The sequence below is a fragment of the Rhizobium sp. NPDC090275 genome, assembly GCF_044772225.1.
In the GTDB taxonomy this organism is placed as follows: Bacteria; Pseudomonadota; Alphaproteobacteria; order Rhizobiales; family Rhizobiaceae; genus Rhizobium.
In genome coordinates this window covers 118323-132766 of sequence record NZ_JBIVYL010000006.1, presented here as the reverse complement: position 1 = coordinate 132766, position 14444 = coordinate 118323, and the positions used below count along the sequence as shown (strand labels likewise).

The 14444-nt window shown below is 57.6% G+C and carries 13 protein-coding genes and 1 pseudogene; 11 read left to right on the top strand and 3 right to left on the bottom strand.

Annotated features, from left to right (window positions below; genetic code table 11):
- Positions 1 to 20 precede the first annotated feature (20 nt).
- Positions 21 to 1685, top strand: a complete 1665-nt coding sequence (locus ACIQUB_RS16835) for a hypothetical protein (protein ID WP_402930788.1) — start codon at positions 21 to 23, stop codon at positions 1683 to 1685.
- 303 nt (positions 1686 to 1988) lie between these two features.
- Here ACIQUB_RS16835 and ACIQUB_RS16830 read toward each other — a convergent pair.
- Positions 1989 to 2111, bottom strand: a pseudogene (locus ACIQUB_RS16830) (NADPH-dependent oxidoreductase); the annotation flags it as partial.
- An 813-nt stretch (positions 2112 to 2924) separates the two neighbouring features.
- Between ACIQUB_RS16830 and ACIQUB_RS16825 the strand changes: the two are divergent.
- From ACIQUB_RS16825 to ACIQUB_RS16780, 10 genes are all read left to right on the top strand, one after another.
- Positions 2925 to 3581: a response regulator transcription factor gene (locus tag ACIQUB_RS16825; RefSeq protein ID WP_402930786.1), complete on the top strand. Its 657-nt coding sequence runs from the start codon at positions 2925 to 2927 to the stop codon at positions 3579 to 3581.
- 2 nt (positions 3582 to 3583) lie between these two features.
- Positions 3584 to 4954 carry an ATP-binding protein gene (locus tag ACIQUB_RS16820; protein ID WP_402930784.1) on the top strand — a complete coding sequence of 457 codons (1371 nt, stop codon included), beginning with the start codon at positions 3584 to 3586 and terminating at the stop codon, positions 4952 to 4954.
- 111 nt (positions 4955 to 5065) lie between these two features.
- Positions 5066 to 5749 carry an MtnX-like HAD-IB family phosphatase gene (locus ACIQUB_RS16815; RefSeq protein ID WP_402930782.1) on the top strand — a complete coding sequence of 228 codons (684 nt, stop codon included), beginning with the start codon at positions 5066 to 5068 and terminating at the stop codon, positions 5747 to 5749.
- A gap of 12 nt (positions 5750 to 5761) precedes the next feature.
- Entirely contained in the window at positions 5762 to 7174 is a 1413-nt protein-coding gene (locus ACIQUB_RS16810; RefSeq protein ID WP_402930780.1) for an aspartate aminotransferase family protein, read from the top strand.
- A gap of 4 nt (positions 7175 to 7178) precedes the next feature.
- Complete coding sequence (locus ACIQUB_RS16805) at positions 7179 to 8132, top strand: arginase family protein (RefSeq protein WP_402930777.1); 954 nt, start codon at positions 7179 to 7181, stop codon at positions 8130 to 8132.
- Positions 8129 to 8479 carry an EamA family transporter gene (locus ACIQUB_RS16800; RefSeq protein WP_402930775.1) on the top strand — a complete coding sequence of 117 codons (351 nt, stop codon included), beginning with the start codon at positions 8129 to 8131 and terminating at the stop codon, positions 8477 to 8479. The genes ACIQUB_RS16805 and ACIQUB_RS16800 overlap by 4 nt, the downstream gene beginning before the upstream one ends.
- Complete coding sequence (locus tag ACIQUB_RS16795; RefSeq protein ID WP_402930773.1) at positions 8476 to 9351, top strand: fatty acid desaturase family protein; 876 nt, start codon at positions 8476 to 8478, stop codon at positions 9349 to 9351. The genes ACIQUB_RS16800 and ACIQUB_RS16795 overlap by 4 nt, the downstream gene beginning before the upstream one ends.
- Entirely contained in the window at positions 9341 to 10156 is an 816-nt protein-coding gene (locus ACIQUB_RS16790; RefSeq protein ID WP_402930771.1) for an alpha/beta hydrolase, read from the top strand. Before ACIQUB_RS16795 ends, ACIQUB_RS16790 begins: the two co-directional genes overlap by 11 nt.
- Positions 10137 to 11309, top strand: coding sequence for a peptidogalycan biosysnthesis protein (locus ACIQUB_RS16785; protein ID WP_402930769.1), 1173 nt, complete (start codon positions 10137 to 10139; stop codon positions 11307 to 11309). The genes ACIQUB_RS16790 and ACIQUB_RS16785 overlap by 20 nt, the downstream gene beginning before the upstream one ends.
- Positions 11306 to 11671, top strand: a complete 366-nt coding sequence (locus tag ACIQUB_RS16780; RefSeq protein WP_402930767.1) for an EamA family transporter — start codon at positions 11306 to 11308, stop codon at positions 11669 to 11671. The genes ACIQUB_RS16785 and ACIQUB_RS16780 overlap by 4 nt, the downstream gene beginning before the upstream one ends.
- Here ACIQUB_RS16780 and ACIQUB_RS16775 read toward each other — a convergent pair.
- Both ACIQUB_RS16775 and ACIQUB_RS16770 read right to left on the bottom strand, forming a co-directional pair.
- Complete coding sequence (locus ACIQUB_RS16775; RefSeq protein WP_402930765.1) at positions 11668 to 12495, bottom strand: MipA/OmpV family protein; 828 nt, start codon at positions 12493 to 12495, stop codon at positions 11668 to 11670. The two genes, ACIQUB_RS16780 and ACIQUB_RS16775, sit on opposite strands and share 4 nt — an antisense overlap.
- A 718-nt stretch (positions 12496 to 13213) precedes the next feature.
- Positions 13214 to 13579 carry a hypothetical protein gene (locus ACIQUB_RS16770; protein WP_402930763.1) on the bottom strand — a complete coding sequence of 122 codons (366 nt, stop codon included), beginning with the start codon at positions 13577 to 13579 and terminating at the stop codon, positions 13214 to 13216.
- Positions 13580 to 14444: the final 865 nt, after the last annotated feature.

Sequence of the window (14444 nt, the reverse complement as noted above, 5' to 3'; positions counted from 1 at the left end):
CGGTCGTGCCGGCAGGTGGCATGAGCGCTCTCGCCGTCGTGCCGACGCAGAACACGGCAATCACGCCGGCGGTCGACCAGAGTGTTGCCGCGGTGCTGCCGAAGGCGGTCAATGCCGCTCCAGTTACCGGGACCGCGCAGCTTCCCGAGACCAGTTATCGCGACGTCGCACCCGGCGAAAACCCGTTCACGCCTGTGGCGCAGAAAGCCCCCGTCGTCACGACGCCGGCGCCGGCCGCCACACCCGCAGCCAATCCATTTGCTTCGGCCACGGCCGACATGAAGCAGGCGGCAACGGGCCAGGCTAAGGCGGCCGCCCCTGAGAAGGTGGACGAAACCGCATTGCGCTATTATGCCAAGACGCGCGACCTGAAGCGCCTCGGCGCCGAACTGCGCCGCCTCAAGGCGCTCTATCCGAACTGGGAAGCCTCCGAAGACCTGTTCAACCAGACGACGGCGATCGACGAACAGCCGCTGTGGGACATTTACGCGACGGGCGACCTTACACGGCTGCGCGTGGAGATCGCCCGTATCGCAAGCGGCAACCCGGAATGGAAGCCCTCGACGGACCTGATGGAAAAGCTGGAGATGGCGGAATCGCGCAAGCTGATCGACCGCGCCTATACCCGCGCCAATTGGGGCCAGGTGATTTCTGCAGCCCAGCAGCAGCCACAACTGCTCGTATGCGGTGAGATGAACGCGCTGTGGCAGGTGGGCGAGGCCCTTGCCAAGACCAGAGATATGGCAAAGGCATTCGATCTCTACAAGTATGTGCTTACCAATTGTGACCAGCCGAGCGAGCGACTGGCAACCATGCAAAAGGCCAGTGCGCTTCTGCCAGCCGCCGGCATCACCTCGCTGCTTGCGCTGGGCCGCACCCTGCCCGATGGCACCGCGGAATTCGCCAGCTTCAGCTATGATGCGATCCGCAAGCAGATGGGCGCGGTCAGCGAAGGCGATCCTATGGCCCGCCCGCCTTCTGGCGCGGATCTCGAGAGTTTCGCTAACTATGTCGAAAGCGCCCAGTCCGCCCCCGACGCGAGCCTGTTCGGGTGGTATTACTATAGCCAGAAGCAATGGCAGCCGGCGTTGGCCTGGTTCACCTCGGGCATGCAGTATGGTAACGACTTGAAAAACGTTGAAGGCGTTATCCTGTCGCTGCGCAATCTCGGCAAGATGGACGAGGCCTTCACGCTTGCAACCCGCTTTGCCGACAAGTCCGACGATATTCGCAACGAATATATCGAGATCGCCGCCGCGGCGTTGACCGACGAACAGGCAACGCTGAAGATCAGCGATTCGGACCTGAGCACGCTCAAGAGCTACGTCTATGCTGCAAAGTCGGCGTTGGGCGCACAGGCACTTGGTTGGAAGCTGTTCCGAGACAAGGGCCCGGCGGAAGCGCGCCCCCTGTTTGCCCAATCCGTTGAATGGGAAGCCACGGAAGGCGGGGTGATCGGCATGGCCGTCATCGCCAGCCGAAGCAAGAACAAGAGCGAGCTTGCGGCGCTGAAGCAGCAGTATGCCGGGCAATTCGCGGGCCTAAAGGACTTCGCCATCACGCCATCGCTCAAGAAAAGCAAGCGTGTCGTTCAACCGATAGCGGTCGCAGCAAAGCCCGTGACAAACCGGTTCAACCGAATCCCTTCAACAAAATGGATGTATTCGCGAGAATATGCTCGTTAAAGTTTGCAGGAAGTGGATAGTCGGGACTAAGCCACCAAGCTCGGATGCGAGAAGTATTTCGCATCCGAGCTCACCTGCGCACTGAGTAACAATCTCTTATGAACGGGATCGGATCAATGCCCCCTGGTCGCAAACGTATGCACCTCAAAAAACTTGCTAGGTCCGTTTGCGTGATGCGCGGGTGCAGACCAAGACGGGGACGATCTCTATTCCTTCCGCAGGGATGATACAATTTCTTGTGCAAGGCCGCGAGATGAGACAGATTGCCCGCGACACTCGCAATCGTCACCCGGCAAGCCACCGCGGGAGTATGAAACGCAAGTCGTTGAGCGTCTGAGATTTGACGAGCGCCGTCTTGTTCCCGACGACCGCGACAGCAGCGACTTTGCCATAAGACACCATCCGACCCTGATCGTCGGTTTTCTCATCCGTCAGGGGAGACTTCATGCCAACTCGAGTCGAGGTCCAGATCGAGCCGTCGGAACCGCCCCGGCATCGATCACATGCTCGGTTCCGGCGATAGACGCTGCTTAAATAGATCGGAGTGTCTGAGAAGTACTTACTCGGAACTCGTCAAAAATATCTTAAGTGAACTGCATGTATCAGCATTTCAGACCAAGCATGCTCACGTTTTCCAGAGAAATTACTATCTCCCTGCTGCGGCGTAATATCGCCGCGTCGACCGCACGATGCGCGCGCTTCCGAAGCCAATTTGACCGTTTCGTATCGTGTTTGGCGCCAGCTTCACCCTCAGCGAACTAGTCATTCTTCAATCACACTCCAACGCCGTTCTCGAGCCCGGCGTCGTCCACCTCCACTGCAAACCCGTTGGACAAATATCGCCAAAGATCCGGAAGCCGGCTCGTAGTGAGTGAGGTGATTGTTTACGGAAGGTCAGTCGGCGACCGTAGGCAGGTCGAAAGAGCCTCCGCCACCAATGGACTAGCCTAGCAAGAGCCAACACGAAGACATCCACGCACATCGTTAGTACCACTCAGGAGAAAGAAGAACGCTTTCGCATCCAACACTCGGCCACGACCATGCCGGATACTTTCGCTTACACCGTCCACCTTGATAATCATGCAACCAACCGGGCGCTTTGGGGCGTGGCGCGTAATGCTTTAGCGGGTAACCGTCTTCGTCATGACCCACCTTCGCGGTAACCTTGAGATGGCCGGATTTCGGCCTCAATCGCGGCGGATGAAGCACATCGGCGATTGAGATGGCGAGGATAGAGCATTGCGCATAGTTTTGGTCGAAGACGATTTCATCCTTGGTTCCTCGCTTAAAAAGGCCCTCGAGAAACATGCCTATGGCGTTGACTGGTTTCGCGATGCAGAAACGGCGCTCGAGGCCTTGCGCGACAACGCCTATGACACCGTCATTCTCGACGTCAATCTGCCGAAAGCCAGCGGTTTCGACGTGGTGAGAGAGCTCAGGCAAGGCGGCAATCAGGTGCCGATCGTGATGCTGACGGCGCTCGACAGTGTCCGGGATCGCGTGGCCGGTCTTGACGAGGGTGCAGACGACTATCTGAGCAAGCCCTTCGATCTCGACGAATTGCTTGCCCGTGTGCGCGCCTTGCTGCGCCGCCGGCAGGGCCGCAACGAAACCGTAATTCGCTGTGCCGATGTCGAGATCGACCCGGCAGCGATGGTGACGCGCCGCAACGGGATCCAGCTCCACATGACCGCCAAGGAATTTCATCTCCTTAGGCTGCTGATGGAACGTAGCGGCCGCTATGTGACGAAAAGCGATATCGAATATGCGCTCTATGACACAGATGTTTCCGTCGAGAGCAATACGATCGAGGTGACCGTCTATAACCTGCGCAAGAAGCTCGGCACCGATTTTATCCGATCGATCCGCGGCGTCGGCTATATGGTCGAGCGCTAACAGTGACACTCAGCCAACGCCTTTTCCTGCGCATCCTGCCGACCCTGATCGTCACGATCGCTATCATCGGTTTTTTTGCCTATCGCAGCGCGACGCGTGAGATCGACAATATCTACGACGCCCAGCTCATCAACGACGCCAATGTACTGTGGTCGCTGATGAAACATCCGCTGACCCGACCGACGTCGCGGCCGACGGTGCAGGTTCCAGATCTCGACTTCAACATGGATAACCAGCTAGCGCTCAACGAGGATGCTGACGACTACGCCGATGCGCATTCGTTCCGCGCGTGGAGGGGGGCAGCGCTTGCATTTGCAAGCAGCAACGCCTTTCCCGCTGAGGTCACACGCTTTGCAGCGGGCTTCTCCGACATCACCTTTCACGGCGAGCTCTGGCGGATCTATTCGCTGTCGATCCCAAATACCGAGGTCACGATTGAGGTCGCCGAAAAGATCAATCTCCGACAAGGTCTTGTTGACAATATCCTCCTCAATCTCGCCTTTCCGCTTCTCGTTCTCGTGCCGGTCATCGCGATCATCATCTGGCTTGCGATCAACAACGGCCTTGCGAGTATCAGGGGACTGGTTTCGCAGATCAGGACACGGACCCCGGACGATCTATCGATGATCGCCACCAGGGCGTTGCCGCGGGATCTCACCCCGCTTGTGCATTCACTCAACAATCTTCTGCGCAAGCTCGGCCGCTCGCTGACCATGGAACGGCGCTTCTCCGATCTTGCCGCTCATCAACTCCGCACGCCACAGGCCGGCATCAAGCTGCTTCTGCAGCTTCTCGACCGGGCAGACACAGACGAAGAACGCCGAGCACTGCTGAGAGATCTCGTCATCAGCAACGAACGCGCCATGCATCTGATCGAGCAGCTTCTGCGGCTAGCGCGCGTGAGCCACCAACCGCTGCAGCTGGAGGCTCTGGAATTGCCGGAAATCGCGGCATCGGCAATCTCGGATTTCGGCGCCGTCATCAGTAGCCGCAGGTTTGATGTCAGCCTTGAGAGAGGCGAGGCGAAAGCCATGGTGCTGACCGATTGCGCCCTCCTGCATGTGGTGATCGACAATCTTCTTGATAACGCCATCAAATATTCACCCGATGCCACCCGCATCGAAGTGCGGATCGAGCAGAGTCGGCGCGGCTGGGTGCTCTGCATAATGGATAGCGGTCCGGGGATCCCGGCCGAAAAACACGATGCGGCCTTCCAGCGTTTCAATCGACTGGGCGCGGACAGTGGCGAAGGATCCGGGCTCGGCCTGCCGATCGTCGCCGATATCGGAAGCAGGCTCGAGATCGGGATCAAGCTCGGCACCCCGACCTGGGGATATGGGCTGAGAGTCGATCTGGATATTCCCGCTGCGTAAGATCGCACCGGCCACGATTTTCGCGCGAATTCAGTTTCGCTTCATCTTCGCCTCATCCTGCTTTCAGTTCGCAACGCTATAGCCTTCGTCAAGTTCTTGACGGAGCATGCAATGCAAGTGTTTTGCGATTTCGACGGGACCATATCGAAATGGGACGTGACCGATTTCGTTCTTCAGCGATTTGCTCCTCCAGAATGGCACAAGATCGAGGATCAGTGGACAAAGGGCAAGATCACCTCGGCGCAATGCATGCAGCGTCAGGTGCGGCTGATCAGGGCCACGCGGGATGAACTCGATGCGCTTGTCGACATGGTCGAGATCGACGATAGCTTCATTGCCTTCAAGGCCTTCTGCGACAGCAAAGGCCTGAGCCTCACTGTCGTTAGCGATGGCGTCGACTACTTCATACAACGCGTGCTCGCTCGACATGGGCTTACCGGCATATCTGTTGTTGCAAACAAACTCGTCATTGATCCGGCAAAGGTCGGTGCGTGTTTCGACCTTGATTTCCCTTTCATCAATGCCGCCTGCGCCGCCGGCTCGGGCGTTTGTAAATGCAATGTCGTCGCCCCATCCAGAGACGATATTTATGTCGGCGACGGCCGCAGCGATTTTTGCGTCTCCAACGCGGAAGTGACGGTCTTCGCGAAAGCAAAACTGGCCGACTACTGCCATCGGCGCCGTATCCCCTTCATCCCCTATGACAGCTTCGCCGATATCCAGGCCGCTGTCGCAAAAATCCTTTCCAGCCCGCCCCGGCAGCCAGTTGCGCTTTCCGTGGCAAAATCTGCGTAAGAAGAGGACTTCATGCGATCCAATCTGAAACTGGCCGACAGCGCCGAGACAGTGCTGTCAGAAGATGAACTGCGTCTGCTCGAAGAGACCTATTGCTCGCACGGCGACACTGTCCACTATTCGGAGAGGCCGAAATTCTTCGAATCCTGCGAGGGCTCATTTGTGTACGATGCGGCTCAAACGCCGTTCCTCGATCTGCAGATGTGGTACTCGGCGGTCAATTTCGGCTACCGCAACGAGCGGCTGAACACTGTCGCCCATCGCCAGCTCGACCGCCTGCCACAGGTCGCGTCGCAATATCTGCATCGCGAGAAAGTCGAACTGGCGACGCTGATCGCCAAGGATGCCGAGCAGAAATTCGGCATGAAGGGTCGCGTGCATTTCAATGTCGGCGGTTCACAGGCCGTCGAGGATTCGCTGAAGATCGTCCGCAACTACAGCGGCGGCAAGAGCTTGATGTTTGCCTTCGAGGGCGGTTATCACGGACGCACGCTCGGAGCGACTTCGATCACCTCGAGCTATCGCTATCGCCGGCGTTACGGCCATTTCGGCGATCGCGCACAGTTCATTGAGTTTCCCTACCACTTCCGCGGGCCTAAAGGCATGTCGAAGGAGGAATACGGACATTATTGCGTACAGAAATTCGCCCGACTGTTCGAGAGCGAATATAACGGCGTCTGGGACCCAAAGGCTCAGAAATCCGAATATGCCGCCTTCTATGTCGAGCCGATCCAGGGCACCGGTGGCTATGTCATTCCGCCGATGAACTTCTTTAAGGAACTGAAGAAAGTCCTAGACGATCACGGCATCCTGCTCGTCGTCGACGAGATTCAGATGGGCGTCTATCGCACCGGAAAGCTCTGGTCGATCGAGCATTTTGGCGTCTCGCCCGACGTGCTGGTTTTCGGCAAGGCGATCACCAACGGCCTCAACCCGCTTTCCGGAATCTGGGCAAAAGAGGAGATGATAAACCCGACGATCTTTCCGCCTGGCTCTACGCATTCGACATTTGCCAGCAACCCGATGGGAACTTCGGTTGCGCTCGAAACCCTCAAAATGGTCTCGGAGGACGATTTCGGCGCCAGCGTCATGAAAAAAGGCGCCCATTTTCTGGAAGGTCTCAAGGATCTGCAGTCCCAGCATGCCATCATTGGCGAAGTCGATGGTCTCGGTCTTGCGCTGCGCATGGAAATCTGCAGGCCCGACGGCTTTACGCCCGACAAGGCAACGCTCGACTGGATGTGCGACGAGGGCATGAAGGGCGATCTCGTCGTCGACGGCCGGAAATACGGGCTCGTCCTCGATGTCGGTGGGTACCACAAAAACGTCATCACTTTTGCCCCGAGCCTTATGATTAGCCATGACGAGATCGCGCTTGCCGTTGCGCTGCTCGGTCAGCTGCTCACCCGCGCGGAACGGAGATAGATCCGTGCAACTCCTTCTTCTTCATCTCGATGATGCGTTGGAGTTGCAACCCGACTTCATGCACTCTTCCATAATGGCAGGAGCGCATGAAGTCAGCGACAAGGAGAGCGGGCGCAATATCCGTCTCTGGGGGCGGGAAAAAGCACTGGATTGCCTATGGCGCAATCTTGCAAAGACCGGGCCGCTGTCGGCCAAGGGGTCGCGACTGTGCTTCATGGGCTCGGGCGATTTTCACCATGTGACAGCTCTATTGCTTCAGCTTGCGCTGCAAGGCCGTAGCCAGCCGGTGACCGTCATTCACATCGACAATCATCCGGACTGGGTGCATTTCGACAACGGTCTGCATTGCGGCTCATGGGTCAACAAGGCGCTTGAACAGCCGATGGTCAAGAAGGTAATCACGCTCGGCGTCTGCAGCCGCGACCTCAGCTCGCCGGAACGCAAGGGCGCAAATCTTCGGCCTTTGGCCGATGGGCGACTGGAGCTCTATCCCTACGCGCACCCGCCAAGCCGCGTGAAGTCTAGCTATGGTTCGGGCGCGAGTTACAGCCAGATCGCCGGCGCCTTGCATTGGCAGTCGATCTCGGAGCTGGGTGAGAGCAACTTCCTCGACCGCCTGCTCAGCAGAATCGAGACTGAGGCGGTCTACATCACAATCGACAAGGATGTGCTTTCGGATGCCGATGCCGTCACCAATTGGGACCAGGGCTGCATGCGGCTGCCCTATGTCCTCTGGCTTCTGAGCGAGATCGGCCGGCGACACCGCGTCATCGGTGCCGACGTGACCGGCGATTATTCGACGCCCAATTATGGCGGTGATCTCTACACGCGCGCGATGAAGAAGGCGGAGGTGCTGATCGATCAGCCCTTCCGATACCGGGAGAGGATGGCGACCCGCAACATCAACAGTGCCGCCAATCATGCGTTGCTCGAAGTGCTGTTGGAGCTGATGCCATGACGTCGGGACTGACGGGGTGGACGCTCGGTCTCATCCTCTCCTGCATTCTGGCGGAAACCGGCCGCGAACTCTGCTTCAAACATGGCGCATCGAGCGTGCTCGCGGAGACCCTGCGAAAGCCTGCGATCTGGCTCGGCATCGCCTTCTGGGCCGTTGAACTGGTGATGTGGACGCGCGTGCTGGAAGATGTCGCGCTGTCGGAGGCTTTCCCGCTGATGGCGCTGAGTTATGCGGCGATCGCGTTAGCGGGTGCGGTCATATTCAAGGAAACCATCAATCTTCGCCATGCGCTCGGCATCGTTTTGGTGACCTTTGGCGTGGTCTGTGTCGGAGCGACGGGACTATGAAAATCTTCGCACATTCGAAATGGGATATCGTGCCGGTGTTGGCAGCAATCGCAAATCTGGCCTTCAATATCTACTTGATCGCAGGTTTCGAACGCCGCCCGCTCTGGATATCGGCGGTGCTCGGAGCGTTTTATGCGCTGTCAATATCCTGGAATATAAACAGCATCTCCCATAACTTCATCCACACGCGCTATTTCAAGCCAAGGTGGATGAACTACGCGTTTAGCCTGTTGGAATCGATAACGATCGGTTTCTCGCAAGCCTATTATCACTGGGTGCACATGCGTCATCATTCCGGCAACAGCGACCGCCCGAATGACAAGGGTGAGACGATCGACATGTTGTCGATCTACAAGCACGGCAAGAACGGCGAGCCGGAAAATGTCTTATCCTACACATTCCTGAGCTTTTTCCGCGACGATATCGGCGACATCCACCAGGCAATAGCCAGCAAGCGACCGTTCGAGGCCAAATGGGGACGCATCGAGCTTATCTCCTTCATCGGGTTCGTTTTCCTCGCCATTCTTTATGATTGGAAAGCTGCCTTCTTCTTCTTACCCTTCTATTATCTCGGCAACTGCCTTTCGTCGCTTAACGGCTATTACGAGCATCTGAACGGAGACCCTGACGAACCGAGTGCGTGGGGGGTCAGCAGCCATAACAGGTTCTATAACTGGCTTTGGTTCGGCAACGGCTACCATGCGGAACATCACTACCGCCCGAAGACCCATTGGACAAAGCTTAAGGATTTCCATGAGCAGATCCGCCTCGAGCAAGAAGCCGCTGGCACACATGTGATCAGCACGTGTCACGCGCTCGGTTTCATGGCGAAGGAGAACCGGCCGCATGAGGAGTTGCCGCATGCCGGCTGACAGGCTTTCTTTCTTTCTTGAAGGCACGAGTGGCAAGGGTGTCATGCTCGTTCACGGACTAACGGGTGCGCCAGCCGAAATGCGGCTGGTCGCCCGGCAGTTTCATCGTCGCGGCTTCAGCGTGTATGCACCGCTTCTTGCCGGCCACGGCGAAAACGAAGCGACACTCCGTCGCTCACGCTGGGAAGACTGGCTCGATAGTGTGGAGGCCGCCGGAGACTGGCTTTCCGAACGCGCGAACGATGTCTTTGCCGCCGGCATCTGTGTTGGCGGCAAACTCGCTATGATGGCGGCCGATCGCAACCCGCTGTCGATCAGTGCAGTCGCCGTCTACTCGCCCTGCTTCCACTATGACGGATGGGACGTGCCGCGCTATTATTCACTGCTTTCGCCTTACATCCGGTGGATCTCCCTGATCCCGTTCATAGAACGGCTGAATTTCCGCGAGACCCCATCACTCGGCATCAAGGATGAACGCATGCGCCGAATGGTCGCCGGTATGATCGGTGAAGGCATGCTCGAAGCCTTTCCAGGACGTGGGTTGATCGAAATGCATGAACTTGGCCGCGCGCTGAAAGCCCGCCTGCCGGAGATGCGCACACCAACGTTGATCGTGCATTCGCGCGACGACGATCTGAGCGGCCCCGCTCACGCACAGTATATCGCCGCCCATCTCGGCGGACGACGGGAGCTGCGCTGGTTAGATGATAGCTATCACATGATTCACGTCGACCGGCATCATCGGCGTGTCGCCGACATGACGGCGGAATTCTTCGAGGCGGAGCATGAAGCAGCAAGCGCTTAAAATGCCGGTCACTAAGCCCAGCATCTCTAAGGAGACAACCCTCGTTGCAACGGTTGTCTCAAGCATCTGCATGCTCGGGCGCGAAGCGTGGAACGCCTGTTTCCCGGCTGAAATCGAAACCTTCGATTATCTGCTCGCTGTCGAGAAAGCCGGTATCGCGGGATTTGAATGGCGCTATGTCGTTGTCCGCGAGGATGAGGACATCATCGCCGTCATGCCCGCATTCCTGTGCGACTATGCGCTTGAAACGACGCTGGAGACAGGCCGCATCAGACAGGCGGTCGAGAAAGTCCGCGGCGTCTTCAAGAGGTTTCTGACGCTGCGGCTTGCCTGCCTCGGCTCGCCCTGCACGGAAACGGGCGCCATCGGCTTTGCCCCGGGAATTGACGAAGCACGCCGGCCGGCACTCTTTTTCCTGCTTCTCGATGTTTTCGAAGCGCATGCCCGCAAGGAGCGCTGCTCGCTAACGGCGCTGAAGGATCTGGCGCAGCCCCTGCCGACTGATATCGCAAACGCTTTGTCCGCGCGCGGTTATGCAAATTTCGCCAGCATGCCGACGGCGTGGCTAGATATCGAGTTCAAGTCGATCGACGAATATCTCGCCATGCTCTCGTCGGGAACGCGCAAGGACATGCGACGCAAGCTCAGGAGCCGGGAAAAAATCCGCGTCGAATATCGAAAGAGCTTCGGCGACCTTCTCCCGCGCGTGATGCAGCTATATCTCGAAACGCGCCAGCGCAGCGAATGGCAGTTCGAAGAACTGACGCCGGATTATTTCGACGGCATTCTCAAGCGAATGCCGGAAAATTCCTTCTGCGCGATGTATTTTTCCGGCGAGGAACTGCTCGCAGCCAACCTAATGATCCACGATGGCGACAGGTTGATCGACAAGTTCTTCTGCATGGATGCCGAAAAGGGTCGGCCCTACAATCTCTATTATCTCAGTTGGTTCACCAATCTCGACTATTGCCTGCGTCACGGCATCAGGCGATATCAGAGCGGCCAAGCCTACTATCGCAACAAGGTGCGCCTCGGCAGCAAGTTGACGGCCAACGCCATGTATTTCCGCCATCTCAATCCAGCGCTTCAGTTCATGCTAAGAAAGATATCGCCGCTGCTGGTCTCCGATTACGGTTTCGAGGCGGTACCATGAAGGTGATGCGGCCGATCTGGCTTGCTGTGCCACTTTTAAATACTGCGCAGCAGATCCTGTTGAAACAGAGCGCCGAGGATGCGGGCAGCATGGGCGGCGACAACTGGCTATTACAGATCTTGTCTTCCCACTGGTTTCTGGCGGCCGTCGCTGCTGAGATTGCCTGCTTTGCCATCTGGATGAAGGTTCTGTCGGAACTCGATCTCAGCAAGGCCTTTCCGCTCTCGGCTCTGAGCTATCTTTTCATCATGGCGGTTGCCTGGCTCGTCTTCGGTGAAGCTGTTCCTTTGCTCCAGCTGGTCGGCAACGGCCTGATCCTTGGCGGCGTCTGGTGTATCGCCACGGCCGCGAAAGAGACCTAAAAGCTGATGCTGAAGGCTTTGCTAAGAGAGATGCCGACGATGTTCTGGCTTCTACTTCCAATCTTCGAGGTGATAGGACTATCGGCGGCATCGCCGGTCAGGCGGTCGAACCGATCGTAGATCTGGAAGGTCAAGGTCGGAGTTAGGTCATAAGAAACCGCGGCGGTCAATCCGACGGACTTTAGGCTACCACCGGCGCTAAAGGCGGGCAGGCCACCGTTGCGGGATGCCTCTATCTCTGAAACACCGAAATATTTGCGCATGTAGGCATCGTTGCCGAGAGAGGCGCGCGGGCCAACAGAGAATAACCATTTCTCTGCAATAGGCTGAAACCAGTCAGCGCCGACATCGACGACAAGGCCGCTGCCATTCGATACCGCCTGACGAATTTCCGTGCGCAAGCGCAAGTGATCGGGGATAGCCCAATATTGCACAAAGAGACCGGCATCGACGCCCCAGTCGACGGCATAAGTGCCTTTTAGGTTCACCTCGTCGGATTGCGAACGGCTGTCGCGAATCCCGATTACCGGCCCGATTTCGACCCCGCCGAGATCGAAAAGTCCGTAATCAATATTGTCGTCGGGCGCGCTTTTCTCGTCGGGCTCATCGAACCGTCTAATATCGAAGGACGGCATGGCGCTCAAGCCGACGTGTTTGGATCCGGGAAATGTCGGTCCGTATTCGACACTGGCGCCGAGTGTGACGATCCACCTGGAACTATCATCAGGCGCCGGCCTGTCCGCCGCTTCGGCGACAGGCGCCGCCAACCATACTCCCGCAGCAACGGCAAACATTGCTGTGCGTCCGGTTTTGGATCTCGACAAGACTGGTCTCCGTCACACACGCTGCCTGCGCCATTCCCGAAGCTGGTGCAGAATGGCGGGCAATATGTGCTCCGTCAAGAGCATCACACCGACGGAGATTGCCCAAGAGCGGCACTCCGAGAGTGCTCCTCCAGAGGTCCGTCAACGCACAGCATTTTGGATACACTCAGGCGAACGGCCGAGAGCACAGACCCTTCAAACCGAAAGGTGGCGCCCCCTGCTACCGTCGAAGAAAAGCGGGCAACAAAGCCACTTGCTACATTCTGGTACCCAATCGCGCCGGTGGGTACGGCGCCAGCAAAGCGCCTCGCGGCGGGGTGCTACTTCCTAACTTCTACAGCGTAACAATCTTCCAGGTTAACGCATTTTTGCACAGACGAACTCTTTCGGCTCGTAGTTCTACCGAAGAGCCGGTGTCAAAGCCTAGAACAGGCCTGATTTCGGGGATGTGACCTGCGTAACATAGTTCGATCGTGACGGACGCGCCATAACTGCTTTAGATCGTAAAGTCGCACATCTCACGAAGAGGGTTGCTCGTTAGATCGGACGCAATAGAATTGGCAGCAACCAGACCCCTGCCGTATGTGGCGTGTTGCAATCCCCTTCGCGTCTTACGCACGCTACCCAGCCGGTAGCCCGTCCCGTGACAGGAGGCGGGCCGCGCTCCGACGAAGGATTATGGCACTCCACCAAGGCGAGCTGATTACGCGCCAAGCCGTCAATTGCAGACTCGCACCCTTTCTACGTGGTAGCCGTCGTCATAGCGATCCTGCACAGTTTGGCGTTGATACCAGCACTCCGGCTCTGGCGGCGGAGGCGGTGCGTAGTTACGCTGGCCGTTGTCTTGAATCGCGTTACTTATAAGGCCACCGATCAATCCGGCCGCAATGCCGCCGGCGATCACGCCGCCGTAATCGTGATGGCGGTGATAGTGACCCCATTCAGGAGGGGGGCCGCCCCACCCACGATTGTCCTGCCAGCCTCGACCATAGTATTCCTGTGCTTCAACTGTCCCTGCAGAGAGCGATACGGGGACGGCTATTGCAGCGGCAATAAGTGCCAAAGTGATGGATCTTTTCAACATCGCCATGCTCCAAGTCCGGGTCGGACCAAGACCGCGTCAAGGTCACTCCGGAATGAACTCACATTAGCGCATTGTCCTGAATGCTGGTTGAACATGACGTTCATCCTCCCAACCGTCGAGGTGATGGCAATAAGGGTCACGACGACACCCGAAATCAAGGAGGCGTTGCAGCTACTCTCTACCAGTTACGCAGGTGTCGCTGACGGACTTTGCTCCTCGCAAAAACCACGCTACTAAAACTGGCTTTCTGCTGAAATGCCTTGGATCGGCTGTAAGCGCTTCGGTGTCTGTCACCGTCAGAAATGCGGCGCCGAGATCAATAGACCGGCGAAGCCGGCACGGGTTATCAAGTCGATGACGTGGAATGGGATGAGTTGAGGGCGGCAAAGATCGTCGGACGTAAGCGAGGTTCCACAGTCCCCCACGTCCATGACCAGAAACCAGACGAGCGCGATCGGGCCGAACAGCATGGAAACAGACGCCGTTCCAACTGATTGCTCCAAAACCCATGATAGCCATGGTGATCGGTCGGCTTGACGCCGTCAAATTGAAAAGGGCGAAGCGCTTTGGGAGGCGTCTGCTTCCGTCCCGTCGTGGGACGCCTGCGAACGAGTACCGACATCCATAGCTTACGACGGCTGAGGCGCGAGCCGGCCTGCCGTCGACGACCGCTACAACCGGAACTGAGCGCGAATTCACGTCTGGTAAGAAGTACTATGCCGACGGCTGCGGCTGACGGTCGCCGAAGTAGCTTGCAGAGAAGCCGACGGGGCTCTGGGTTTGCGCCGGGTGGCGAGGCGAGATTTTTGGCTGGCAAGGGTCTCCTTCTTCGAACCTCTATGACGAACGGTTTTTGTTGCACACG

Excerpts from the sequence above, each read along its gene's own strand:
- ACIQUB_RS16835 (WP_402930788.1), top strand. The coding sequence starts at position 21 with ATGAGCGCTCTCGCCGTCGTGCCGACGCAGAACACGGCAATCACGCCG.
- ACIQUB_RS16780 (WP_402930767.1), top strand. The coding sequence starts at position 11,306 with ATGAAGGTGATGCGGCCGATCTGGCTTGCTGTGCCACTTTTAAATACT.
- ACIQUB_RS16815 (WP_402930782.1), top strand. The coding sequence starts at position 5,066 with ATGCAAGTGTTTTGCGATTTCGACGGGACCATATCGAAATGGGACGTG.
- ACIQUB_RS16770 (WP_402930763.1), bottom strand. The coding sequence starts at position 13,579 with ATGTTGAAAAGATCCATCACTTTGGCACTTATTGCCGCTGCAATAGCC.
- ACIQUB_RS16795 (WP_402930773.1), top strand. The coding sequence starts at position 8,476 with ATGAAAATCTTCGCACATTCGAAATGGGATATCGTGCCGGTGTTGGCA.
- ACIQUB_RS16785 (WP_402930769.1), top strand. The coding sequence starts at position 10,137 with ATGAAGCAGCAAGCGCTTAAAATGCCGGTCACTAAGCCCAGCATCTCT.
- ACIQUB_RS16800 (WP_402930775.1), top strand. The coding sequence starts at position 8,129 with ATGACGTCGGGACTGACGGGGTGGACGCTCGGTCTCATCCTCTCCTGC.
- ACIQUB_RS16810 (WP_402930780.1), top strand. The coding sequence starts at position 5,762 with ATGCGATCCAATCTGAAACTGGCCGACAGCGCCGAGACAGTGCTGTCA.
- ACIQUB_RS16790 (WP_402930771.1), top strand. The coding sequence starts at position 9,341 with ATGCCGGCTGACAGGCTTTCTTTCTTTCTTGAAGGCACGAGTGGCAAG.